The following is a 22,523-nucleotide window of genomic DNA, read 5'->3' on the forward strand; positions in this document are numbered from 1 at the left end:
GGCTCCCGCCAGCGGGGGGCCGGGTCGTTTCCTTGAGCGTGCGGCCCCGGAAGGGCTGCGTTTCGATTACGCGACCGGAAGAACGATGGCTTCTCACGAACCGAAACTTGTCTGCCGCGGCGTCTGGAAGATTTTTGGCGCCGGCGGCAAATCCCTGATCGGCACGGCTTCGCGGCCGACGAGCGCGGACCTGCGTGCGGCCGGCGCCGTCGGCGCAGTGCGCGACGTCAATATCGAGGTCCGCGAGGGCGAGATCTTCGTCATCATGGGTCTGTCCGGCTCCGGCAAGTCGACGCTGGTGCGCTGCCTGTCGCGCCTCATCGAGCCGACCTCCGGCGACATCCTCTTCAACGGCGAGAACCTGCTGGCGGCCAGCGAAGCGCGGATGATCGAAATCCGCCGCCACCAGATGGGCATGGTGTTCCAGCATTTTGCGCTTCTGCCGCACTTGACGGTGCTGGCGAATGTCGCCTTCCCCCTGGAAATCCAGGGCATCGAGCGGGCGGCACGCGAGGAGCGGGCGCGGCGCATGATCGACCTCGTCGGCCTCGCCGGCAAGGAGACCGCCTTCCCGCGCGAACTTTCCGGCGGCCAGCAGCAGCGCGTCGGCATTGCCCGCTCACTCGCCGTGGAGCCGGAACTCTGGTTCCTCGACGAGCCGTTTTCCGCGCTCGACCCGCTGATCCGCCGCGAAATGCAGGACGAATTCCTGCGCCTGCAATCCGTGCTGAAGAAAACCATCGTCTTCATCACCCATGATTTCGACGAGGCGATCCGTCTTGCCGACCGCATCGCCATCATGAAGGACGGCGAGATCGTGCAGGCCGGCACGCCGGAAGACCTCGTGCTGAATCCGGCCACGCCCTACGTGGCGGAGTTCACGCGCAGCGTTGCGCGGGCCAAGGTCGTCAAGGTTGCCTCGCTGATGCGGCCGCTCAACGGCGTGCTGCCGCCAGCCTCCATCCGCGCCGCCGCACCCATCGCAGAGGCCGCGCCGCTCTTTTCCGCCGGCAACGAGGCGCTGGCCGTGCTGGACGGTGCGGGAAAACCAGTCGGCCTGATCGACCGCGCCGCGGTCGTCGACGTGATGATGCGGGGTTGACGGCATGAGCGCCTCCTTCCCCTTCCTCCAGCCTGTCTCCGAACCGATCCCGGAAAACCCGTCGATCGCAACGGCGCGGGCGCGCTGGCTGTGGCCGGCGGCGCTCGCGGCCTTCGTCCTCTTCTGGCAGTTCGGCGACGGGCTGGCGAAATGGGCCTTCTCCTATCCGCGCGCCTTTGAAATTCCCGCCGCGCGCTGGATCGGCAAGGCAACGAAATGGCTGCTGGACGAGGCGAGTTTCGGGCTCTTCACCTTCACGGACCTCACGCGGTTCGTCGCCCAGATCATCGACCTGCCCTACCGTGTGGCGCTCGGCCTTTTGTCGACCGGGCTGCTTTCGGGGCAGGGATCGAGCGCGGTGCAGCAGGTGCCGCCGCTCTCCTGGCTGGCGGTGCTCGCTATCGTCGCGCTGATCGGCCATCACGCCGGGGGTGTCCGGCTGGCCGCCCTCGTCACCGCCTGCTTCGGCTTCCTCGTGCTCTTCGGCCAGTGGACGAGCGCCATGGTGACGCTCGCCTCCATCGTCGTCGCCGTGCCGATCGGCGTCGTGGTGGGTCTGCTGCTCGGGCTTGCCGCCTGGCGCTGGCCGGTCTTCGAACGGGTGCTGGTGCCGGTGCTCGATCTCATGCAGACGATCCCGGTCTTCGCCTATCTCGTGCCCGTCCTCGTCTTCTTCGGCTTCGGCCCGACATCGGCGATCGTCGCCACGCTGATCTATGCCCTGCCGCCGATGGCGCGCGTCACCATCCTCGCCATGCGCTCGGTGCCATCGGAAATCCGCGACCTCGGCAACATGGTCGGGTGCAGCCGGCGGCAGATGACGTGGAAGATCATGGTGCCGTCCGCCAAGGACAGCCTGATGGTCGGCGTCAACCAGGTCATCATGCTCTCGCTCAACATGGTCATCATCGCCTCGATGATCGGCGCCGGCGGCCTGGGTTTCGACGTGCTCGCCGCCCTTCGCCGCCTCGATATCGGGGCCGGGCTGGAGGCGGGCCTTGCCATTGTCGCGCTCGCCGTGGCGCTCGACCGGCTGAGCCAAGCCTATGCGGAAAAAGCGGGAAAACCGGCGGCCGGCATTCCGGCTGGGAACGGCTTCGTCTCGCGCCACCCCTATCTCGCCGCCGCACTGGCAATTATCGTCGTTACCTTCATTGCGGGCCTTGCCGTGCCTGCGCTCCAATCCTTCCCCGAAGCCTGGCAGGTTTCCACCGGCACCTTCTGGTCCGAGGTCGTGCGCTGGATCAACATCAACTTCTTCGACGCGCTGGAGGCGATCCGCAACGTCATCCTGCTGAACCTGCTCGTGCCTCTGAAACGCCTGCTCGCCGACCTGCCCTGGGCCGGCGTCGTCGCACTGCTGGCTTTGGCGGGCTATCGGCTGGGCGGTCTGCGCCTCGCCCTGCTGGTCGGCGTGCTGGCCTTCCTGATCGCGGCGACGGGTCAGTGGGAAAAGGCGACGGTCACCGTCTATCTCTGCGGCGTCTCGGTCGTCTTCGCCTGCCTGATCGGCGTGCCGCTCGGCATTCTCGCGGCGGAGCGCGACCGGCTCTGGCGCTGGCTGCAACTCGTCATCGATACACTTCAGACGCTGCCCTCCTTCGTCTATCTCATGCCTGTTGTCATGCTGTTCCGGGTCGGCGACTTCACCGCGATGATCGCCGTCGTCGCCTATGCCGTGGTGCCGGCGATCCGCTACACGGTGCTCGGCCTCCACCGCGTCGATCCGCGGGTGGTGGAAGCCGGCCGCGCCATGGGCTGCACGCCGCGGCAGATCCTTACCAAGATCAAGCTGAAGCTGGCGCTGCCGGAAATCCTGCTCGGCCTCAACCAGACGATCATGTTCGCGCTCTCCATGCTGGTGATCACCGCGCTGGTCGGCACGCGTGATCTCGGGCAGGAGGTCTATATCGCGCTCACCAAGGCCGATACCGGCCGGGGCATCGTCGCCGGCCTGTCCATCGCCTTCATCGCCATCATCGCCGACCGGCTGATTTCGGCCGGCGCCAACCGCATCCGCGAGAGGGTGAGCTGATGGAGGGACATATCGAGATCAGCCGCGCCGTCGAGGACCGTATTCGCGCTCTGCCCTGCTGGACAGGCCGCATCGAGATCGCGCCTCTGAAAGGTGGCATCAGCAACGAGAGCTATCTTGTGAGCGATGGGGCCGGGCGCCATGTCGTGCGCTTCGGCCGGGACTATCCCTTCCACCACGTTTTTCGTGAGCGCGAGCTGATGACCGCGCGGGCCGCTCATGCCGCCGGTTTCGGCCCGGAGGTTCAATATGCCGAGCCGGGCCTCATGGTCTCCGCCTTCCTCGGCGCAAAAACCTTTGGCGCAGAGGACGTCGCTGCGGAACGCCGGCGCGTGGCGGTGCTGCTGCGCCGCTTCCATACCGAGATGCCGGCGGAGATCAGCGCCGCCGCCTTCCTCTTCTGGCCCTTCCATGTGGTGCGCGACTATGCCCGCACCCTGAAGGACGGCGGCAGCCGCATGAAGCCGCATCTGCCGGGCTACCTTGCGCTCGCCGAGGAGCTGGAGGCGGCCCAAGTGCCCCTGCCGATCGTCTTCGGCCACAACGACCTGCTGCCGACCAACATCCTCGATGACGGCGACCGGCTCTGGCTGATCGACTTCGAATATGCCGGTTTCTCCACCGCCATGTTCGACCTTGCCGGCGCCACCTCCAATGCCGGGCTTTCACCCGAAGAGGCGGAGGATTTCCTCGACGCCTATTTCGGCGGCGCGCCGGACCCCGCGATCCGCCGCTCGCATGCCGCCATGCAATGCGCCTCCCTGTTGCGCGAGGCGATGTGGAGCATGGTCTCCGAACTCCATCTCACCGCGCCCGGCGCCGACTATGTCGGCTACACGGCGGACAATCTCGATCGCCTAGACAGGGCGCTCGACCACTACAGAACAAAATACGGGAAACACACCAAATGACCCTGCCATCCCATGCTGAGATCGTTGTCATCGGCGGCGGCATCATCGGCTGCTCGACGGCCTATCATCTCGCCCGCGACCACAAGGCGGATGTGATCCTTCTGGAACAGGGCACGCTGACCTCCGGCTCCACCTGGCATGCGGCCGGCCTCGTCGGCCAACTCCGCTCCTCGGCCTCGATCACCCGCGTGCTGAAATATTCCGTCGATCTCTACAAGGGCCTCGAAGCCGAGACGGGGCTTGCCACCGGCTGGAAGATGACGGGGTGCCTGCGCCTTGCCACCAACCAGGACCGCTGGACCGAGTTCCGCCGCCTCGCCACCACCGCGAAAAGCTTTGGCATGGACATGCACCTGCTGACGCCCCAGGAAGTGAAGACCATGTGGCCGCTGATGGAGGTCGGCGACCTCGTCGGCGCGAGCTGGCTGCCGACGGACGGGCAGGCGAGCCCTTCGGATATCACCCAGTCGCTTGCCCGGGGCGCGCGCATGCACGGCGCGAAGATCGTCGAGAACGTGCGCGTCACCGGTTTCGATATCGAGGACGGCCGTATCCGGCGCGTGCGCACGACGCTCGGCGACATTGCCTGCGAAAAGGTCGTCAATTGCGCCGGCCAATGGGCGCGGCAGGTGGGGGCCATGGCGGGCATCAACGTGCCGCTCCAGCCGGTCAAGCACCAATATATCATCACCGAAAAGGTGCCGGGGCTCGCCACCGACGCGCCGACGATCCGCGACCCCGATCGACGCACCTATTTCAAAGAGGAGGTCGGCGGGCTGGTGATGGGCGGCTACGAACCCAACCCGCAGCCCTGGACGACCGGCGACGTGCCCGCCGACTTCGCCTTCCGCCTCTTCGATGACGATTTCGACCATTTCGAGCAGCATATGGAGCAGGCGATCGCCCGCGTGCCGGCGCTGGAAAAGGTCGGCGTCAAGCAGATGATCAACGGGCCGGAGAGTTTTACGCCGGACGGCAATTTCATTCTCGGCGTGGCGCCGGAATGCAAGAACATGTTCGTCGGGGCCGGATTCAACGCCTTCGGCATCGCGTCCGGCGGTGGGGCGGGCTGGGTGCTGGCGCAATGGGTCGTCGATGGCGAAGCGCCGCTCGATCTCTGGGTGGTCGACATCCGCCGCTTTTCCGGCATGCACCGCGATCGCCAATGGGTGCTCGACCGCACGCTGGAAGCCTATGGCAAGCACTATACGATCGGCTTCCCGCATGAGGAATATGAAAGCGGCCGCCCGCGCGTCGTCTCGCCGCTCTATGAGCGTCTGAAGGCGCATGGCGCGGTGTTCGGCTCCAAGCTCGGCTGGGAGCGGCCGAACTGGTTCGCGCCCAAGGGCGCCGAGCCGAAGGACATCTATTCGATGGGCCGGCAGAACTGGTTTTCCGCCGTCGGCGACGAGCACCGCCACGTGCGCGAGGCCGTCGGCATCTTCGACCAGTCCTCCTTCGCCAAATACGAGATGACGGGGCCGGATGCGTTGAAGGCGCTCGACTGGATCTGCGCCAACGATGTCGGCAAGCCGGTCGGCCGCCTCACCTATACGCAGCTTCTCAACACCCGCGGCGGCATCGAGGCGGACCTGACGGTGGCGCGGCTAGCCGACGAGACATTCTACGTGGTCACCGGCACGGGTTTCCGCACCCATGATCTCGGCTGGATCGAGGACCATATCCCCGACGATCTCGACGTGACGCTCCGCGACGTCACGGAGGATTTCGGCACGCTCTCGCTGATGGGGCCGAAGGCGCGCGACGTGCTCGCCGCCGTCACGGATGCCGACGTCTCCAATACCGGCTTCCCCTTCGGCCATGTGCGGGAAATCGCGATCGCCGGCCATGTCGTGCGCGCCTTGCGTGTCACCTATGTCGGCGAGCTCGGCTGGGAGCTGCATGTGCCGATCGACGCCATCGGCACCGTCTTCGATGCGCTGATGGCGGCGGGTGCTCCCTTCCATATCCGCCCGGTCGGCTACCGTGCGTTGGAATCGCTGCGTCTTGAAAAGGGCTATCGCGCCTGGGGATCGGACATCACGCCGAACGATACGCCGCTCGATGCCGGCCTCGGCTGGGCCGTCAAGCTGCGCAAGAACACCGACTTCCTCGGCCGCCGTGCGCTGGAGGCCCTGCAGGGCGAAAAGCGCAAGAAGGCGCTCGCCGGGTTCACGGTGGATAATCCGGACGTCGTGCTCTTCGGTCGCGAGACGATCCTGCGCAACGGCGAGCCCGTCGGCTACCTCACCAGCGGCGGCTACGGCTACACGCTCGGCAAGAATGTCGGCTACGGCTATGTGCGCCGCGCCGAGGGCGTGGATGATGATTTCCTGACGGGCGGCGACTACGAACTCGTCGTCGCCATGGAGCGCACGCCGGCAAAAATCCATCTCGAACCGTTCTACGATCCGGCGGCCGTGCGCGTGAAAGCCTGAGCGCACGGTCGGGAAGGCCTTCGGGCCTTCCTTGATCGTCGAGTCTATAGTATAGAGGGCTATACTATAAGGCCAAAGGTGATGACGTGAGCCATACCATCCAGCAGAAGGACAAGCTGATCGCCCGTGTGCGCCGCATCCGCGGCCAGCTCGATGGCATCGAGCGGGCGCTGGAGGGGGAGGCGGGCTGCGGGGAGATCATGCGCCAGCTCGCGTCCGTGCGTGGCGCGCTCGGCGGGCTGACGGCGGAGGTGATGGAGGATCATCTGCGCCACCATGTCATCGCCGCCGAAAGCAAGGAGGACTGTCTTCAGGGCGGTGAAGAGCTGATCGAGGTCATCCGGACCTATCTGAAATAGCGCCGCCCGTAACGAAAGGGGCAAACCCATGGCCACGCACGACCATGTCTTTCTCGGTTCCGATCACAGCCGCAACGAACGCAAGGTCTGGCTCGTCATCGCGCTGACCGCGAGCATGATGGTAGCGGAGATCGTCGCCGGCACGCTTTACGGCTCGATGGCGCTGGTGGCGGATGGCTGGCACATGTCCACCCATGCCGGCGCCATGCTGATCGCGGCGCTTGCCTATGCCTATGCCCGCCGCCATGCGCGTGACCCGCGCTTCACCTTCGGCACCGGGAAACTCGGCGATCTCGCGGGCTTCGCCAGCGCCATCGTGCTGGCGCTGATCGCGCTGCTCATCGGCTGGGAGAGTTTCGTGCGCCTCGCCAATCCGGTCGCGATCGGCTTCGAACAGGCGATTGCCGTCGCCGTTGCCGGCCTTGCCGTCAATCTCGTCAGCGCCTGGCTGCTGCGGGACGACCATGCGCACCACCACCATGGCCACGATCACGACCATCACCATCATGAACACCACGCGCAGGACAACAATCTGCGTGCCGCCTATCTGCATGTGCTGGCCGATGCGCTGACCTCGATCCTCGCCATCGTCGCCCTGCTGCTTGGTCGCAGCTACGGCTGGCTCTGGGCCGATCCGCTGATGGGTATCGTCGGCGCGCTGGTCATCGTGCGCTGGTCCTGGAGCCTGATCCGCGAGACGGGCGGGGTGCTGATCGATGCGGCGCCGGAAGGGGCGGGGCTCGCCGATGAGATCCGCGCGACGCTGGAGCGTGGCGAGGAGCACATCACCGACCTGCATGTTTGGCAGGTCGGACCCGGCCATCACGCCGCGATCGTCGCGCTTTCCTCGCCACATCCCAAGGCGCCGTCCGACTACAAGGCGCGGCTTGCCCATCTCGGCGCGCTGTCGCACGTCACCGTCGAGGTCCAGCCGGCCTAGTTTTGCCGCTCAGGCGTGGCGCAGCACTTTCAGCACCACGCCCCGGCTCGGCACCGTGCCGGTCTCGCCGGGCATGGAGACGTAGGGGATGGTTTCCTCCGCCCGCAGCAGAGTACCCTCCCGCTCCAGCGCGGCCAGCCGGTCGGCGAAGCCGTCGTTCCAGAGCGTGTTCTTCACCGTCAGCACAATAATGCCGCCCGGCTGCGTGATGCGCAGGAGTTCCGGCAGGCCTTCTACGCCGACATGGCCGGAGGTGAAGACGCCGGCCGAGACGACGCCGGCGAAATGCCGGTCCGGGAAAGGCAGGGGATTGCCCAGCGCGGCGCGGTGCAGGGCGGCATAGACGTTCTTCGCCGCCGCCCGCGCCAGCATGCCTTCGGAAATGTCGAGGCCTTCGACATGGGCATAGCCGAGGATCGACAGCCATTCGCCGATGAGCCCGGTGCCGACGCCGGCATCCAGCAGCGGTGAAGCACCGCGCGGCAGGTGGCGCGCGAGGAGGCCGAGGCAGATCGACGGGTGGCGATAGCCGGCGCTCGCCATGTCGGCGTCGTAGGTCTCGGCCCAGCGGTCGTAGAGGGCCGCCACCTCTTCCGTGCCGCTTGCATTGTAGACTGCACCGAGTGCACCCTCATGATGTCCGTTTGCCATGGCCTTCCCTCGTGTTTTGATGATGATAGCGAAAGGGCGAAATCTGTGGAACCGTCATCATCGGCCAAAAGGAGGTGTTCATGAACGAAGAGCAGCAGGCGATGGAAGCGATTGCAGGAATCCCGCTCCTGAAAGGCTACGACGGCCCTGTCGAGCGGCTCGGCGGCCTCACCAATCTCGTCTTCCGTGCGGGGGACTGGTGCCTGCGCGTGCCCGGCAAGGGCACGGAGGAATATATCGACCGCGGCAACGAGGCGATCGCTGCGAAGGAGGCGGCGCGGGTCGGCGTCGGCCCGGAGGTTTTTCACGCGGATCCGGCGACCGGGCTGATGGTCACCCGCTTCATTCCCGGCGCGACGACGATGACGCCCGAAGGCTTCAAGGCCGTATCCGGCGCTCCGGCGCGGGCGGGGGAGGCCTTCCGGCGTCTGCACGACAGCGGCGCGGTCTTCCCGGCGCGCTTCGAGCTCTTCGCGATGATCGACGACTACCTCGCCGTGCTCTCCACCAAGGACGTCGCCCTGCCGGAGGGGTATCACGACGGGTTGCGCGAGGCGGAGACGGTGCGAGCAGCACTTGCCGCCCATGCACTGCCCCTCGTCGCCTGCCATTGCGATCCGCTCTGCGAGAATTTCCTCGATACGGGGGAGCGCATGTGGATCGTCGACTGGGAATATTCCGGCATGAACGACCCGATGTGGGATCTCGGCGATCTCTCCGTCGAGGCGGAATTCACCGGCGCCCAGGAGGAGGAGATGATCCGCGCCTATTTCGGCGGCGAGCCGAAGCCCGCGGAACGCGGCCGCATCGTCATCTACAAGGCGATGTGCGACCTGCTCTGGACGCTCTGGGGCCTCATCCAGCTCGCCAACGGCAATCCGGCCGCCGATTTCCGCGCCTATGCGGACGGGCGGTTTGCCCGCTGCCGCGCGCTGATGGCCGATCCGGTCTTTACAGCCTATGTGGCCGCGGTCGCGAAGGGGTGAAAGATATTTCACCCTGCGGGCTTGATTTCAGGGTATAATCCTGAAATATATTTCAGATCATGAATTATATTGACAGGGGCCGCGTCATGCGGTTACCTGCCCATACCGGACTTCGAGGAGGAAATCCGGATTTCAACGCGATCATCGGCGTCGTTTCGGCGCCAACGGGTTTTTGGGAGGGGTCTTTGCCCCGAGGAGGACACTTGCGCACTTTTCTGAGCACGACCGCGATGGCGGTCCTCGCAGCAACGCTTTTTGCCGGTTCCGCGGCGGCCGAGACGGAAAACCCGTTCCGCTGCAAGCCGGGCGAAAAATACGTCATGAACGTCATGGTCTCGGGCGTCGAATACTGGTTCCCGGTCTATGAAATGTTCAAGCAGGCCGGCCAGCAGCTGGGCTGCGAGACGGAATACACCGGCACGCCGGAATATGACGTCAACAAGCAGATCGCCACCTTCGACCAGGCGCTCGCGCAGAACCCGGCCGGCATTCTCGTGCATCCGATGAACTCCGACCCGTTCATCGAGCCGATCAACCGCGCCATCGACCAGGGCACGGCTGTCGTGACGTTCGCGGCCGACTCGCCGCTCTCCAAGCGCGTTTCCTTCATCACCTCGGACAACACCCGCGAAGGCACCTACGCCGCCGACGCGATCGCCGAGAAGCTGGGCGGCAAGGGCGAATATGCGGTTCTGGAAAATCCGGGCCAGGACAACCACGACAAGCGCATCGCCGCCTTCATCGCCCGCATGGAAGAGAAGTGGCCGGACATGAAGCTGGTCGGCCGCGCCGCCTCCAACCAGGATCCGACCAAGGCCTATCAGGGCCTGTCGAGCCTCATCCAGGCCAATCCGAACCTCGGCGCCGTCTTCATGCCGGAAGCCAACTCGGCGATCGGCGCGGCGCAGGCCAACAAGGAAGCGGGCGGCAAGGTCCTCGTCATGTGCGCGGACGTCAACGCCAATATCCTCGACATGATCAAGGCCGGCGAAGTCTTCGGCTCGATCAACCCGAACCAGGGCATGCAGGGCTATATGGGCTTCATGCTGCTGTGGCTTGCCAAGCATCCGGAACTGATCGACCCGATGAACGACGCCAAGCGCTCCGGTTTCAACCCGATGAGCATCCCGGTCGTCGACAACGGCCTGTCGATCGTGACCGCCGAAAACGCCGACGACTTTTATTGGGACAAATACCTGAAGCGTCGCGGCACCAAGGGCATCGAGGAGTAAGCTCCTAAGCGAACGCCATCCGCGCCTCGCGGCGCGGATGGTCTCGAAAGGAGAGGGAGGAAGACGATGGCGGAGCCGGTGCTCACCATTCATGGCGTGACCAAGCATTTCGGGGCAGTGAAGGCGTTGACCGACGTCGATTTCACGCTCGAACGCGGCGAGGTCCATGCGCTCTGCGGCGAAAACGGCGCCGGCAAGTCGACGCTGATGAACATCATCGCCGGCGTGCTGCAGCCGACCGAAGGCGAAATCCGCGTCGATGGCAAGGCCGTGCGCATCGCATACCCCGCCGCCGCCCAGTCACTCGGCATTGGCCTCGTGCATCAGGAAATCGCGCTCTGCCCGGATGCGACGGTCGCCGAAAACATGTTCATGGCAGCCACTAACCGCCGCCGCACGCCCTTCATGAATTACCGCGCGCTGGAACGCGACGCGCAGGCGGTGATGAACCGTCTTGCCGCCATCGACGTTCGCCGCAAGGTGGCCGACCTGCCGATTTCCAGCCAGCAGCTCGTCGAGATCGCCAAGGCGCTGACGCTCGACTGCCGCGTGCTGATCCTCGACGAACCGACTGCCGCATTGACCGAAACCGAGGCGCAGCAGCTCTTTTCGATCATCCGTGACCTCAAGGCGAACGGCATATCGATCATCTATATCAGCCATCGCATGGCCGAGATTTTCAGCCTTTGCGACCGGGTCACCGTCTTCCGCGACGGCCGCTATGTCTGCACCGATCGTATCGCGGATGTGACGCCGGACGACGTGGTGCGTCGCATGGTCGGGCGCGAGATCACGCAGCTCTATCCGGACAAGCTCGGCGCGGACGAAGCGTCCGGCACCACCATCCTCGAAGTGGACCGCATCGGCGACGAAGCGCGCTTCCAGGATGTCAGCTTCAAACTGCGCAAGGGCGAAATCCTCGGCATCGGCGGCCTCATCGGCTCCGGCCGCACGGAAATCGCCGAGGGCATCTGCGGGCTTCGTCCGCGCACGGAAGGCACTGTACGCCTGCATGGCGACACGCAGAAGATCAAATCCTATTCGGACGCCGTGAAAGCCGGCATCGTCTACCTGTCCGAGGACCGCAAGGGTTCCGGCGTCTTTCTCGAACTGTCCATCGCGCAGAACATTTCCGTGCTCGACCTGAAAGCGCTGACGAACCCTGCCGGCCTGCTGAAGCGCCGTGCGGAGACCGCACTCGCGGAAGATTTTGCCCGGCGGCTCGGGGTGCGCATGAGTGGCGTCGATGCGCCGGTCAAATCGCTCTCCGGCGGCAACCAGCAGAAGGTGGCGATCGCCAAGCAGCTTGCGGTGAAGCCGAAGGTCATCCTGATGGACGAGCCGACGCGCGGCATCGATGTCGGCGCGAAAACGGAAATTCACCGCCTGCTGCGCGATCTTGCGCGCTCGGGCATCGGCATCATCGTCATCTCTTCGGAAATGCCAGAGCTGCTCGGGCTTTGCGACCGCGTGCTTGTCGTGCGCGAAGGCCGCATCGCGGGTGAGCTCGGCGCGGACGAGATGACGGAGGAGGCCGTGATCCGCCTGGCCTCGGGCATGGGCACGGCAAAGGCGGCGAACCATGCCGCGTGAGAAGAAACTGGGAGAGACGGGAATGGCAATCGACACGATGGCGGCAGGTGCGCCGAAGACATCGTCCTTCAAGCGCATCGGCACGATGCGCGAGGCCGGGCTGATCGCGATCATCCTCGCGCTCTGCGTGATCATGAGCTTCGCCTCGCCGCACTTCCTGACGCTCGGCAATTTCCGCGCCATGCTGATGAGCTTTTCCGTCGAAGGCATCGTCGTCGTCGGTATGACGATCCTCTTGATCGTCGGCGGCATCGATCTGGCGGTCGGCTCCGTCGTCTGCTTCGCGATGGTGCTCTCTGGCTCGCTGTTCCTCGCCGGGCTCGATCCGTGGACGGCCTCGCTGATCGGCATTCTCGCGAGCAGCGCTATCGGCGGCATCATGGGCTTCTTCGTGACGGTGGTCGGCCTCAACCACTTCATCACATCTCTGGCGGCCATGGTGATCGTGCGCGGCCTCTGCCTCATCATCACCAAGGGGACCCCACTGTCGCTCTTCACGCTGCCGGCCGGCTTCAAGGCGGTGGGGCAGGGCACGTTCTACGGCGTGCCCTATGTCATCCTGATCTTCGTCGCCGTCGTCGTCCTGTTCGATTTTCTGCTGCGCCGGGCGACCGCCTTCCGCAAGGTCTTCTACACCGGCAGCAACGAGAAGGCCGCGCTCTATTCCGGCATCAAGACCAACCAAGTGAAGTTCTGGGTGACGGTGTTGTGCTCGACGCTCGCCGGTGTCGCAGGCGTTATCTACATGTCCCGCTTCGGGGCCGCGACCCCCACCTTCGGCGCCGGCATGGAGCTCAACATCATCGCCGCGGCCGTCATCGGCGGGGCCTCGCTCAACGGCGGCTCGGGCACCATTCTCGGTGCTATCCTCGGCATCGCCCTGCTCTCGGTCGTCACTTCGTCGCTCATCCTGCTCAACGTCTCGGTCTACTGGCAGGACATGATCAAAGGCTGCATCCTGCTCGCCGCCGTCTCCATCGACCATTTCATGCACAAGCGGAAGGCCGCCTGACATGCCGATCGCCAAGCTGAAACCCAAGACCACGGCGCCGCGCGAAGAGATCGTCATCGCCCGCCAGATGCACCAGGCGCTCGTGCTGCACTTCCTGGAAGGCCTGACGCAGGCGCAGATCGCCGACCAGCTCGGCCTCTCGCACGCCACCGTCAACCGCCTCATCAAGCGCGGCCGCCAGCTCGGCCTCGTCGAGATCAAGATCAAGTCGCCGGTCGAGCCCTTGGTCGACATGGAAGAGCGGCTTCTGGCGCTCGGGGGCATCAGCCGCGCCGTCGTGGTGCCGACGGTCTCCGACAATCCGCAGACAGCGCTGCAAGCGGTCGGCGAGGCAGCGGCCCGGCTGCTGCTCGAAGAGATCGCCGATGGCGACACGATCTGCATCACCGGCGGCAAGGGCGTCAGCGCCGTCGTCGCCGGCCTGCAGGCGCCGCGCCGCTTCGATGTCGAGGTCATTCCCGGCACGGGCTGCGTGCAGGGCAAACACTATACCGACGTCAACCACGTCTCGACGATGATGGCCGACCGGCTCGGCGGGCGCTCCTACCAGATCCACGCGCCGCTCTTTGCCGACGATGCCGAACAGCGGGAAATGCTGATCAACATGCGCTCCGTCGCGGACGTGTTTCAGCGGGCGCGGGAGGCGAAGGTGGCGGTGGTCGGCATCGGCTCGATCCTCACGGACGATTCGAGCTATTACGACCTGCACCCGTCCTCCAGCACCGACCGCGCCGCAATCGAGCGCTCCGGTGCGAGCTGCGAACTGCTCGCCCATCTGCTCGATGATCACGGCCGGGTCTGCGACTACAGCCTCAACCGCTCGCTGGTCTCGCTGACGCTCAAGGAATTCGCCTCGATCCCGACGAAGATCGGCGTCGCGAGCGGCCCGAACAAGGCCGGGCCGATTCTCAGCGTGCTGCGCGGCAATCATCTCGACACGCTCGTCACCGACGAGGCGACCGGCGCGCGCATTCTAGACATGGCATCCCAGGAAGGATTTTCCGCATGAGCGGCGAACAATTGACCCGTGACATCGGACGCTCCGGCGTCAAGGCATCCGCCGTCGGCCTCGGCACCTGGGCGATCGGCGGCTGGATGTGGGGCGGCACGGACGAGGCGGAATCCATCGCCGCCATTCAGGCCTCGCTCGATGCCGGCGTGACCCTCATCGACACGGCGCCCGCCTATGGCCTCGGCCGCTCGGAAGAGATCGTCGGCAAGGCGCTCGCCGGCCGGCGCGACAAGGCGGTGATTGCCACGAAATGCGGGCTCGTTTGGCACACGCAGAAGGGCAATCACTTCTTCGACCAGGACGGCAAGCCGGTGCACCGCTATCTCGGCCGGGATGGGATCATCCACGAGGTCGAAGAAAGCCTGCGCCGGCTCGGCACGGACTATATCGACCTCTACATTACCCACTGGCAGGACCCGACGACGCCGATCGAAGAGACGGTCGCGGCGCTGGAAGAGCTGAAAAAGGCCGGGAAGATCCGCGCGATCGGCGCGAGCAACGTCAACCGCTCGGAACTCGAACAGTATATTGCAACCGGGTCGCTCGACGCGATCCAGGAGCGGTTCAGCATGATCGATCGCGAGATCGAGGCGGACCTGCTGCCGCTCACTATCAAGAACGGCGTGTCGACGCTCAGCTATTCCTCGCTGGCGCTCGGCCTGCTGTCGGGCACGATCGGCCCGGATAGGGTGTTTTCCGGCGACGACCAGCGCAAGGACAATCCGCGCTTCTCCGTCGCCAACCGGCAGAAGGCCAAGGATTTTTCCGAGGCGATACGGCCGGTCGCGGAACGCCACGGCGCCAGCATCGCGCAAGTGGTGATCGCCTGGACGCTGGCGCAGGAGGGCGTGACCTTCGCGCTTTGCGGCGCGCGAAACCCGGCGCAGGCGCTCGACAATGCGCGGGCCGGAACGCTCAGGCTTTCGAGTGACGATCTTGCGGCGATCAACGCCGCCATATCGGCGCAACTCGCCACCATGGACGGATAACGGGCTGCCATCATGAACCGTGCAGAGACAATGGACGGGCTTCGCCGGAGCCCGAAGGTGGACGTGTGCGTCCTCGGCGGCGGCATCAACGGGCTCAGCGTCTTCCGCGAGCTGGCGTTGCAGGGCGTCGACGTGCTCCTCGTCGAGAAGGACGACTATTGCTCCGGCGCCAGTGCCGCCCTCTCGCGCATGGTTCACGGTGGTCTGCGCTATCTGGAAAACGGCGAGTTCAGTCTGGTGCAGGAATCGCTCGTCGAGCGCGACCGGCTGCTGCGCAACGCCCCGCACTATGTCGCGCCGCTGCCGACGACGGTGCCGATCTTCGATGTCTTTTCCGGTCTCGCCAACGGCATCGTGCGTTTCCTCGGCCTCACCCGCCGCCCGAGCCGCCGCGGCGCCATCGCCATCAAGACGGGCCTCGGCATCTACGATTTCCTGACGCGCAAACGCGCCTTGATGCCCAAACACCAGTTCCGCGGCCGCAAGGCGACGCTGGAGAAATGGCCGGCGCTCAATCCGGCGATCCGCAATTCCGCGACCTATTACGACGCCTGGGTCAGCCACCCGGAGCGCATCGGCATCGAGCTTCTGCGCGACGGCCTCTCCGCCGGCCCGAACGCCAAGGCGCTGAACTATGCGACGGTCGAACAGGCCGGTGCGGGCGAGTTCTTGCTGCGCGACGGCGTGTCCGGCGAGACGCTGTCCATCCAGCCAAGGCTAGTCATCAATGCGACCGGCGGCTGGATCGACATCGCGAATGGCACGCTCTTCCCGGAGGAGGCGCGTCCCGCGCCGCTGGTGGGCGGCACAAAGGGCTCGCATCTGATCATCGACAATGCCGGCCTGCGCGACATGCTCGACGGGCACATGATCTACTACGAGAACGAGGATGGCCGTATCTGCATTCTCTTCCCCTATCTCGGCAAGGTGCTGGTCGGCTCGACGGATATCCGCGTGGACGACCCCGGCACGGTGCGCTGCGAGGCGGATGAGCGGGATTATATCCTGCAATCGCTCGCTTTCGTGCTGCCGGTCGTCAAAATCCGGCCGGAGGAAATTGTCTTCCAGTTCGCCGGCGTGCGCCCGCTGCCGGCGAGCAACGACAGCTTTACCGGCCGCATCCCGCGCGACCATTTCTGCACCGTGCTGGAAGGCCAGGACGGCGGGCCGCCGGTGCTCTGCATGATCGGCGGCAAGTGGACGACCTTCCGCTCCTTCGGCGAGATGGCGGCCGATATGGCGCTGGAACGGCTTGGAAAGTCGCGCCGCGTCGATACGGCCGAGCGCACCATCGGTGGCGGCCGGGCTTTTCCGAAGGACGGCAGCGGCTGGGTTCGCGACCTCGCGGCCTTGACGGGCATTTCCACGGAACGGGCCGCTTTGCTGTTCGAGCGCTACGGCACGGATGCCGCAGATGTGGCCCGCTTCATCGCCGCGGCGCCGGACCATCCCTTGCCCCATGGCGGCTACAGCGTCCGCGAACTGATCCATCTCATCCGCTGCGAAGCAGTCGAGCATCTGGACGACCTGCTCGCGCGCCGCACGACGCTTGCCATTACCGGCGAACTTTCGCTGGCCATGACCGAGGCCGCCCTCGGCGTGCTGGCCGCCGAAAAAGGCTGGTCCGCCCAGCGGGCCGGCGAAGAGCGCAGCCGTTTTCTAACCCTCATGGGTGAGCGCCACGGCGTCACCGAAAAAAGCCTTTCCGCAAGGAACGAACAAAGGAGTGAATTATGCGAGACAACCGCAAGGTCCGGATGAACCGGCTGTTCGGCAACGGCCGTTGCCTGGATGTGGCGATCGATCACGGCGTGTGCAACGAGCCGTCCTTCCTCGACGGGCTGGAGAACGTGCCGGCCGTGGTGAAGGCGCTGGTCGATGCCGGGCCGGATGCCATCCAGATGAACTATGGCCAAGCCGACCTGTTGCAGGACATTCCCGGCAAGGACAAGCCGGCCCTCGTTATGCGCATCGACATGGGCAATCCCTATAACCGCATCCGCCACCGCGATATGTGGGCGGTGTTGCAGAACGACGCCGAGCCGCTGATCGGCGCCTTGCAGATGGATGCCGCCTGCGTGGTGGTCAACCTCTTCATGCTGCCGGACGAGCCGGACCTCTTCCGCCAATGCGTGCAGAACATTTCGCGCGTGCGGGCAGACTGCGAGAAATACGGCATGCCGCTGATGATCGAGCCGCTCGTCATGCAGCCCGTCACCGAGCGAGGCGGCTACATGGTCGATGGCGATGCGGAAAAGATCGTGACCCTGACGCGGCTTGCCCGCGAGATGGGCGCCGATATCGTCAAGGCCGATCCGACGACCAATGCGGAGGATTTCCACCGCGTTGTGGAAGCCGCGCGCTGCCCGGTTCTGGTGCGCGGCGGCGGCAAGGAGGATCTTCGCGCCGTGTTCGATAAATCGGCGGCCTTGATGCGGCAGGGCGCAGTGGGCATGGTCTATGGGCGCAATATCTACCAGCATGCCAATCCGAGTGCGGTGGTGCGCGGGCTGATGGCGATCATCCACCAGGATGCGAGCGGCGAGGAAGCCTTCGCGCTGTACCAGCAGGCTTGATGACCTCGAACCTTGGGAGGGGTTCCGAATGGAAAAATATCTGCTGGGGCTCGACGCCGGCAACACCGTCATCAAGGCGGTGATTTTTGACCTGACGGGCAGGGAAGTGGCCTATGCGGGGGAGGAAGGTCATAGCCGCATGCCGCATCCCGGCCATGTCGAGCGTGATCTCGGTGAACTCTGGGCCAATGCCCGGCGCGTCATCCGCACCTGCCTCGACAAGGCGGGTATCGCGGCGAGCGACATCGCCGCGATCGGCTGCGCCGGCCACGGCAACGGGCTTTATGCGCTCGACCGGGCCGGCGAGCCGCTCATCGGCATCCAGTCGCTCGATACGCGGGCGACCGGCCTCGTTGAAGAATGGGCCGCGCAGGGCGTCGGCGACCGGACCTATCCGCTCGCCCGCCAGCGCCCCTGGCCGTCCCAGACGCCGACCTTGCTCGCCTGGCTGAAGCGCCACCGGCCGGAGCTTTTCCAGCGCATCGGCACGGTGTTCTTCTCCAAGGATTTCGTGGTCAACCGGCTGACGGGAAAGCGCGTCAGCGAGGTCTCGGACATGTCCGGCGCTGGGCTGCTCGATCTGGCAGGGCGCCGCTACGACAAGACGTTGATGGAGGCCTATGGCCTTGGGGACTGCATGGACCTGCTGCCGCCGCTCATCGAAAGCGCCGACATTGCCGGCACGGTGACGGAAGAAGTGGCGCGGGAAACCGGGCTTGCCGCCGGCACACCCGTCATCGGCGGCCTGTTCGACGTCGTCGCCTCGGCGCTGGGATCCGGTGTGTCGCGCACCGGCAGCGCCTCGATCATCGCCGGCACCTGGAGCATCAACCAGGTCATCATCGACGGTCCGGATCTCGACGGCCCGGTCTTCATGTCCTCGACCTTCGACCGCACGCGCTACATGGCGATGGAAAACAGCGCCACCTCGGCCGCCAATCTCGAATGGCTGGTGCGGGAGTTCTTCGAGGGCGAGCATGAGGAGGGCGTCTCGCCTTTCGATGCCTGCTGCGCCTTTGCCGCGGCGGTGGAGCCGGCGGCGGATGATCCGCTCTACCACCCCTATCTCTACGGCGCCCAGCAGGATGGCCATGCGCGGGCCGGCTTTTACGGCATTGCCGGCTGGCACACCAAGGGGCATCTCGTGCGCGCGCTGCTCGAAGGCGTCGCCTTCGGTCATCGCCACCACATCGAGACGATCCGCAAGGCGGGCGCCACCTTCGACGAAGCGGTGCTGTCGGGCGGCGGGTCGCGCAGCAAGCTCTGGCCGCAGATCTTTGCCGATGTGCTCGGCGTGCCCGTGACCGTCGCCGTCTCACGCGAGACGGGGGCGCTCGGTGCGGCAATCGCGGCGGGCACGGGCGTTGGCCTCTTTGCCGATTTCACGGAAGGGGCGAATGCCATGGTGCGGGTCGAGCGGCATTACCGGCCGAACGGCGCGCTTGCCGCGCACTACAATCGCCGCTACGCGCTCTACAAGGACATCACCGAGGCCATGACGCCGCTCTGGCGGCGGCTTTCGGCGAGCGAGCCGAGGGCGACGGACGCCGCGGCGTGATCACTTCGGGCAGGGCACCGGCGATTTCATCGCCGGTGCCGGCTCGTTCGATCTGTGCCAAATAACGCCCGATAGAATGCAATCTCAAGGTTGTATTAGCACTTTCATCACTCTCTTGTGCTCCAATCGTCTGTACCGAAGCGATGGCATGGAATGAACGTGGTGAGACGGGTACGGCCTTTGGACGGGACGACAGCGACCGCTAACGCCAGAGGGCGGCCATGAAGCGATCCCCCAGGAGCACGCTTCGCCTGATTTCCGTCGCCTGGCCCTTCGTGCTGATCGTGCTTCTGCAGACGGCGCTTGCGACATTCAGCCTTGAGGTCACCTCGTCGCTGCGCGCCTTCGTGACCGGCGAAAGCCTGTGGTCCAAGGGCCAGCACGACGCGCTTTATTACCTCAACCGCTATGCCGAATCCGGCAATCGCTCCTTCGTCGATCGTTACCACGAGGCGATGGCGATCCCGATGGGAGACCGCGCGGCGCGCCTGGCGCTGGAGGCGAGCCCGCCGGATATCGAGGCCGCATACCAGGGCTTCCTCGATGGCGCCAACCATCCGGACGACATACCGAGCGTCATCTGGCTTTTCCGCTATTTCCGGTGGCTGCCCGTCATGGAGGCCTGCATTCGCGACTGGCGCACGGCCGAAGGTGTCCTGATGCAGTTGCTGCCGATCGGCGAGGCGGTCACGTCCCAGCACGTCAACGAGGTCGACCGCCGCGACATCACGCGCCAGCTCGACGAGATCAACGCGCTGGTGACGCCGCTCACCAAGCGCTTCTCCGATCGTCTCGGCGAAGGCACGCGCCAGGTGCAGACCGTGCTCCTCGTCAGCAATGTGGCGATGGCGCTGATCTTCATCCTGCTCACCGTCTGGCGGCTGAACAGCTTCCTTGCGCACCGGCGCAGGATCGAGGAGCAACTGTCCTTCAGCGCCCATCACGACGACCTCACCGGCCTGCCGAACCGGCGGCTCTTCGAGGACGAGCTCGGCCGCATGCTGGATGGGCCGCAGACCCGCCATGCGCTGATGTTCATTGATCTCGACCAGTTCAAGGCGGTCAACGACAATGGCGGCCATGCAGCGGGCGATGAGCTTCTGCGCCGGGTGGCGCGCGATCTCGTCAAGGCGATCCGCGGCACGGACCTGCTCGCACGGCTCGGCGGCGACGAGTTCGGCATCGTTCTGCCGAATTGTTCGCCGGAAGACGCGCTACGCATCGCCATGCGGCTTCGTGAAATCACCGAGGCGATCGACTTCGTCTGGAATGGGCACCGCTACTCGATCAGCGCCTCGGTCGGCGTGGTGCATCTCGCCGAGCGCAGCTACACGCTGCAGGAAGCGCTGCGTGCCGCCGATATCGCCTGCTATATGGCGAAGGAGAAGGGGCGCAACCGCGTGCATGTCTTCGAGACGACCGACGCGGCGCAGACCCAGTTCACCGCCAATCTGCACTGGGTGCAGCGCCTGCACCGCGCGCTGGAGGAGGACAGCTTTCGGCTGTTCTCCCAGGCGATCGCGCCGGTCGACGGGACGGGCGAGGCGGAAGAACATTGCGAAATCCTGCTCCGGCTGGAAGAGAACGGCAAACTGCTGGCGCCCGGCGCCTTCATTCCGGCCGCCGAACGTTTCGGCCTGATGCCGTCGCTCGACCGCTGGGTGGTGCGCAATGCGCTTGATATCATCGGCCGACGCCGGGGCACTATCTCCGGCACCTATTCCATCAATCTCAGCGGGCTGACGCTGAAGGACGATACCTTCCTGCCGTTCCTGCGCGATGCACTGCGCCGCAGCCGGGTGCCGGCCGACGTGCTGTGCTTCGAGATCACGGAGACGAGCGCCATCGAGAACCTCGACGAGGCCATCGCCTTCATGAACGCGATGCGGGCCATGGGCTGCCGTTTCGCGCTCGACGATTTCGGCGTGGGCATGTCGTCCTTGACCTACCTGAAGCGCCTGCCGGTCGATTACGTGAAGATCGACGGCAGCTTCGTGCGCGACATGCTGAAGGACAAGGCGGACTGGATGACCGTCGAGATGATCAACCAGATTTCGCATCTCGCCGGGCGCAAGACGATCGCCGAATTCGTTGAAAACACGGAGATTTTCGCCGCGCTGCAAACCATCGGCGTGGACTACGCGCAGGGCTATTCCATCGGCCGTCCGGAGCCCTTTCGCGCGGAGGCGACGGGTCTCGTCGTGCCGCTGCGCTGCGCCGACGTGGCCTAGGCGCAGGGCACCCGCTACGCCTGTTCCGAGGCCCGCTCCAGCGCCTTCAGCATCGTGCGTTCGGCGAGGTTGAGATAGGTCTCCATCTGCGCCGCCGCCTCATGCGGCTTGTTCGTCTCGACCAGCGTCGTGATGGCGTCGTTCATGTCGACGAAGGGGGAATGCAGGTGTTCCGGGTCGTTCAGGAGCCCGAAGCACAGGCGCAGTTCGGCTGCGATGCGCTCATAGAATTCGTTGAGCCGCACGCTGTCGGAGAGGTCGATGATGGCGGCGTGGAACGTCATGTTGGCGCTGCCGACGCCGATCCAGTTTGCCTGGTCGCGCTCTAGCCGCGCCATGGTCACGGCCTCGCGCATGACGCGGATGGCCGGGTGCTGCTGCCAAGCCTGGCGCAGCGCGCCACATTCCAGCATGCGCCGCACGCGGTAGATATCGATGATCGACGCCATGGAGGGCACCGCGACGAAGACGCCGCGATTGGCCTCGTGGCGCAGCAGCCCATCCTTGGTGAGCAGGCGGAAGGCTTCGCGCAGCGAGTTGCGCGAGACGTCGAAACGCTCGCTGAAGGCGGCCTCCGACAGGCGCTGGCCGGGCGCAAGCTCGCCCGAGATCAGCAGCGTGCGAATGCGCCGCGCCAGTCGATCCGCAAGCGGCAGGCCATCTCCGTCGTCCGTCATTCCACTCTCCCTGGCCCGGCATTTCCGCGTCCGAACCCTCTTTCATCGCTGCCATTAGCACGAATGCGGGGGCAGTGGAGCCGGAAATTGTCCCGAATCTCGCGCTATGTGGTTGGTAAAAAGGCATAAATAAGGAACGATACAGAAATATTGTTGAACAATATTGACATTTTTGTGTAGCAGTTCATCATTCGGTCATGGAATCCGCGAGGGGCGGATGG

18 protein-coding genes are annotated in these 22,523 nt (G+C 65.3%); 16 read left to right on the top strand and 2 right to left on the bottom strand.

Features of this window, described 5'->3' with window-relative positions; translation table 11 throughout:
- Nucleotides 1–85: 85 nt before the first annotated feature.
- From GB927_RS09115 to dmeF, 6 genes are all read left to right on the top strand, one after another.
- Complete coding sequence (locus tag GB927_RS09115) at nucleotides 86–1,102, top strand: quaternary amine ABC transporter ATP-binding protein (RefSeq protein WP_256116414.1); 1,017 nt, start codon at nucleotides 86–88, stop codon at nucleotides 1,100–1,102.
- A gap of 4 nt (nucleotides 1,103–1,106) precedes the next feature.
- The gene (locus tag GB927_RS09120) at nucleotides 1,107–3,137 is read left to right on the top strand and encodes an ABC transporter permease (protein ID WP_256116415.1); all 2,031 of its coding nucleotides are present in this window, start codon (nucleotides 1,107–1,109) and stop codon (nucleotides 3,135–3,137) included.
- Nucleotides 3,137–4,048 (top strand): choline/ethanolamine kinase family protein, encoded by a 912-nt coding sequence (locus GB927_RS09125; protein WP_256116416.1) that lies wholly within the window; start codon nucleotides 3,137–3,139, stop codon nucleotides 4,046–4,048. The genes GB927_RS09120 and GB927_RS09125 overlap by 1 nt, the downstream gene beginning before the upstream one ends.
- Nucleotides 4,045–6,486 carry a GcvT family protein gene (locus tag GB927_RS09130; protein WP_256116417.1) on the top strand — a complete coding sequence of 814 codons (2,442 nt, stop codon included), beginning with the start codon at nucleotides 4,045–4,047 and terminating at the stop codon, nucleotides 6,484–6,486. Before GB927_RS09125 ends, GB927_RS09130 begins: the two co-directional genes overlap by 4 nt.
- 86 nt (nucleotides 6,487–6,572) lie before the next feature.
- Nucleotides 6,573–6,845 (top strand): metal/formaldehyde-sensitive transcriptional repressor, encoded by a 273-nt coding sequence (locus tag GB927_RS09135; RefSeq protein ID WP_256116418.1) that lies wholly within the window; start codon nucleotides 6,573–6,575, stop codon nucleotides 6,843–6,845.
- 28 nt (nucleotides 6,846–6,873) lie between these two features.
- Nucleotides 6,874–7,785, top strand: coding sequence for a CDF family Co(II)/Ni(II) efflux transporter DmeF (dmeF, locus tag GB927_RS09140; RefSeq protein ID WP_256116419.1), 912 nt, complete (start codon nucleotides 6,874–6,876; stop codon nucleotides 7,783–7,785).
- Between the two features lie 9 nt (nucleotides 7,786–7,794).
- Here dmeF and GB927_RS09145 read toward each other — a convergent pair whose 3' ends face one another.
- Nucleotides 7,795–8,436 (bottom strand): class I SAM-dependent DNA methyltransferase, encoded by a 642-nt coding sequence (locus GB927_RS09145; protein WP_256116420.1) that lies wholly within the window; start codon nucleotides 8,434–8,436, stop codon nucleotides 7,795–7,797.
- Between the two features lie 80 nt (nucleotides 8,437–8,516).
- On the opposite strand from GB927_RS09145, the gene GB927_RS09150 reads away from it, so the two are divergent.
- The 10 genes from GB927_RS09150 (at nucleotide 8,517) to GB927_RS09195 (ending at nucleotide 21,625) form a co-directional block, all read left to right on the top strand.
- The gene (locus tag GB927_RS09150) at nucleotides 8,517–9,422 is read left to right on the top strand and encodes a choline/ethanolamine kinase family protein (RefSeq protein ID WP_256116422.1); all 906 of its coding nucleotides are present in this window, start codon (nucleotides 8,517–8,519) and stop codon (nucleotides 9,420–9,422) included.
- 203 nt (nucleotides 9,423–9,625) lie between these two features.
- A complete protein-coding gene (locus GB927_RS09155; protein ID WP_256116423.1) occupies nucleotides 9,626–10,654 on the top strand; it encodes a substrate-binding domain-containing protein in 1,029 nt (342 codons plus the stop codon).
- A gap of 66 nt (nucleotides 10,655–10,720) precedes the next feature.
- Nucleotides 10,721–12,247: a sugar ABC transporter ATP-binding protein gene (locus tag GB927_RS09160; protein ID WP_256116424.1), complete on the top strand. Its 1,527-nt coding sequence runs from the start codon at nucleotides 10,721–10,723 to the stop codon at nucleotides 12,245–12,247.
- A 22-nt stretch (nucleotides 12,248–12,269) separates the two neighbouring features.
- On the top strand, nucleotides 12,270–13,259 hold the full coding sequence (locus GB927_RS09165; RefSeq protein ID WP_256116425.1) for an ABC transporter permease: 990 nt from the start codon (nucleotides 12,270–12,272) through the stop codon (nucleotides 13,257–13,259).
- A gap of 1 nt (nucleotide 13,260) precedes the next feature.
- Entirely contained in the window at nucleotides 13,261–14,268 is a 1,008-nt protein-coding gene (locus GB927_RS09170) for a sugar-binding transcriptional regulator (RefSeq protein WP_256116426.1), read from the top strand.
- Nucleotides 14,265–15,260 (top strand): aldo/keto reductase, encoded by a 996-nt coding sequence (locus tag GB927_RS09175; protein ID WP_256116427.1) that lies wholly within the window; start codon nucleotides 14,265–14,267, stop codon nucleotides 15,258–15,260. Before GB927_RS09170 ends, GB927_RS09175 begins: the two co-directional genes overlap by 4 nt.
- 12 nt (nucleotides 15,261–15,272) lie before the next feature.
- Nucleotides 15,273–17,021 carry a glycerol-3-phosphate dehydrogenase/oxidase gene (locus tag GB927_RS09180; protein ID WP_256116428.1) on the top strand — a complete coding sequence of 583 codons (1,749 nt, stop codon included), beginning with the start codon at nucleotides 15,273–15,275 and terminating at the stop codon, nucleotides 17,019–17,021.
- Nucleotides 16,994–17,836 (top strand): class I fructose-bisphosphate aldolase, encoded by an 843-nt coding sequence (locus GB927_RS09185; protein ID WP_439655480.1) that lies wholly within the window; start codon nucleotides 16,994–16,996, stop codon nucleotides 17,834–17,836. Before GB927_RS09180 ends, GB927_RS09185 begins: the two co-directional genes overlap by 28 nt.
- Nucleotides 17,837–17,864: 28 nt before the next feature.
- Nucleotides 17,865–19,394 carry an FGGY-family carbohydrate kinase gene (locus GB927_RS09190; protein WP_256116429.1) on the top strand — a complete coding sequence of 510 codons (1,530 nt, stop codon included), beginning with the start codon at nucleotides 17,865–17,867 and terminating at the stop codon, nucleotides 19,392–19,394.
- A gap of 221 nt (nucleotides 19,395–19,615) precedes the next feature.
- Nucleotides 19,616–21,625 carry a putative bifunctional diguanylate cyclase/phosphodiesterase gene (locus GB927_RS09195; RefSeq protein ID WP_256116430.1) on the top strand — a complete coding sequence of 670 codons (2,010 nt, stop codon included), beginning with the start codon at nucleotides 19,616–19,618 and terminating at the stop codon, nucleotides 21,623–21,625.
- Nucleotides 21,626–21,639: 14 nt separating this feature from the next.
- On the opposite strand, the gene GB927_RS09200 is transcribed toward GB927_RS09195, so the two are convergent.
- A complete protein-coding gene (locus GB927_RS09200) occupies nucleotides 21,640–22,302 on the bottom strand; it encodes a GntR family transcriptional regulator (RefSeq protein WP_256116431.1) in 663 nt (220 codons plus the stop codon).
- Nucleotides 22,303–22,523: the final 221 nt, after the last annotated feature.

Source organism: Shinella lacus (genome assembly GCF_010994755.1).
Lineage (GTDB): Bacteria > Pseudomonadota > Alphaproteobacteria > Rhizobiales > Rhizobiaceae > Shinella > Shinella lacus.